Origin of the sequence: Pseudomonas sp. SID14000, assembly GCF_002165135.1 — a bacterium.
Lineage (GTDB): Bacteria > Pseudomonadota > Gammaproteobacteria > Pseudomonadales > Pseudomonadaceae > Aquipseudomonas.
Genome location: NZ_NFZQ01000035.1, coordinates 1 through 1,927 on the forward strand (window position 1 = coordinate 1; position 1,927 = coordinate 1,927).

Here is a 1,927-nt window from a genome sequence, read left to right on the forward strand (position 1 = left end):
AGACCCAGGGCAGCGTCGACTTCCAGACCCCGGCCAACGACGTCTACAACAACGGCTCGACCGTTAGCGTGACCATCGAAAGCGCCACGGGCGGTAACTTCGAGCAGTTGGTGCCGAACCCGACGCCAGCTCAGACCACCATCAACGACTCGGTGGATACCACCACCGCGACCCTGACCGCTTCGCCAAGCATCACCGAAGGCGGCGTGATCACCTACACCGTGACCCTGAGCAACCCAGCCCAGACCCCGGTGACCGTGACCCTGTCCAACGGCCAGACCATCACCATCGAAGCCGGCAAGACCCAGGGCAGCGTCGACTTCCAGACCCCGGCCAACGACGTCTACAACAACGGCTCGACCGTTAGCGTGACCATCGAAAGCGCCACGGGCGGTAACTTCGAGCAGTTGGTGCCGAACCCGACGCCGGCTCAGACCACCATCAACGACTCGGTGGATACCACCACCGCGACCCTGACCGCTTCGCCAAGCATCACCGAAGGCGGCGTCATCACCTACACCGTGACCCTGAGCAACCCAGCCCAGACCCCGGTGACCGTGACCCTGTCCAATGGCCAGACCATCACCGTCGAGGCCGGCAAGACCCAGGGCAGCGTCGACTTCCAGACCCCGGCCAACGACGTCTACAACAACGGCTCGACCGTTAGCGTGACCATCGAGAACGCCACGGGCGGTAACTTCGAGCAGTTGGTGCCGAACCCGACACCAGCTCAGACCACCATCAACGACTCGGTGGATACCACCACCGCGACCCTGACCGCTTCGCCAAGCATTACCGAAGGCGGCGTCATCACCTACACCGTGACCCTGAGCAACCCAGCCCAGACCCCGGTGACCGTGACCCTGTCCAACGGCCAGACCATCACCGTCGAAGCCGGCAAGACCCAGGGCAGTGTTGATTTCGAGACCCCGGCCAACGACGTCTATAACAACGGCTCGACCGTTAGCGTGACCATCGAAAGCGCCACGGGCGGTAACTTCGAGCAGTTGGTGCCGAACCCGACGCCAGCTCAGACCACCATCAGCGACTCGGTCGACACCACCACCGCGACCCTGACCGCTTCGCCAAGCATCACCGAAGGCGGCGTGATCACCTACACCGTGACCCTGAGCAACCCGGCGCAGACCCCGGTGACCGTGACCCTGTCCAATGGCCAGACCATCACCGTCGAGGCCGGCAAGACCCAGGGCAGCGTCGACTTCCAGACCCCGGCCAACGACGTCTACAACAACGGCTCGACCGTTAGCGTGACCATCGCGAACGCCACGGGCGGTAACTTCGAGCAGTTGGTGCCGAACCCGACACCGGCTCAGACCACCATCAACGACTCGGTCGACACCACCACCGCGACCCTGACGGCGAGCCCGTCGGTGACCGAAGGTGGCGTGATCACTTACACCGTGACCCTGAGCAACCCAGCCCAGACTCCGGTGACCGTGACCCTGTCCAATGGCCAGACCATCACCGTCGAAGCCGGCAAGACCCAGGGCAGTGTTGATTTCGAGACCCCGGCCAACGACGTCTACAACAACGGCTCGACCGTTAGCACCACGATTACCGGTGCTACCGGTGGCAACTTCGAGCAGTTGGTGCCGAACCCGACGCCGGCTCAGACCACCATCAACGACTCGGTGGACACCACCACCGCGACGCTGACGGCGAACCCGTCGGTGACCGAAGGTGGCGTGATCACCTACACCGTGACCCTGAGCAACCCAGCGCAGACCCCGGTGACCGTGACCCTGTCCAACGGCCAGACCATCACCGTCGAAGCCGGCGAGACCCAGGGCAGCGTTGATTTCGAGACCCCGGCCAACGACGTCTACAACAACGGCTCGACCGTTAGCGTGACCATCGAAAGCGCCACGGGCGGTAACTTCGAGCAGTTGGTGCCGAACCCGACGCC

General features: G+C 63.8%; 1 protein-coding gene. It reads left to right on the forward strand.

What is annotated here, in order from left to right; all coding sequences use genetic code 11:
• Positions 1-1,927: immunoglobulin-like domain-containing protein (locus tag CAY82_RS24695; RefSeq protein WP_368681562.1), on the forward strand; the 1,927-nt coding region annotated here is incomplete at both ends.